The organism is Gemmiger formicilis, assembly GCF_016901605.1.
GTDB lineage: Bacteria > Bacillota > Clostridia > Oscillospirales > Ruminococcaceae > Gemmiger > Gemmiger formicilis_B.
Window position 1 is genome coordinate 1 of sequence record NZ_JACJKP010000540.1, and the last position, 335, is coordinate 335.

Consider the following 335-nt stretch of genomic DNA (forward strand, 5'->3'; position numbering starts at 1 on the left):
GAGTGCTCTAACCAGCTGAGCTATCAGCCCAAATGGTGGAGATAAAGGGATTCGAACCCTTGACCCCCTGCTTGCAAAGCAGGTGCTCTCCCAACTGAGCTATACCCCCGCGCCTTTACAGCGTTTCGGGTTTCGCTGTCCCTTATGCTTCTGAAGGTCTGTCGTGCTTTCGCACTTCAGGGCCTTCAAAATTGAACAATACTGAAACTTGCTTTCCTGTTCATTCACTCAAAGACCAGCTTTGACTGAATGTCTGACTCCCTAGAAAGGAGGTGATCCAGCCGCACCTTCCGATACGGCTACCTTGTTACGACTTCACCCCAATCACCAGTTTT

At 50.1% G+C, this 335-nt stretch carries 1 tRNA gene and 1 rRNA gene; both read right to left on the minus strand.

The annotated features are described in order from the left end of the window. Positions 1-33: 33 nt before the first annotated feature. Positions 34-109, minus strand: a tRNA-Ala gene (locus tag H6B10_RS15845). Positions 110-265: 156 nt separating this feature from the next. Next, positions 266-335 (minus strand): 16S ribosomal RNA (locus H6B10_RS15850); the annotation flags it as partial.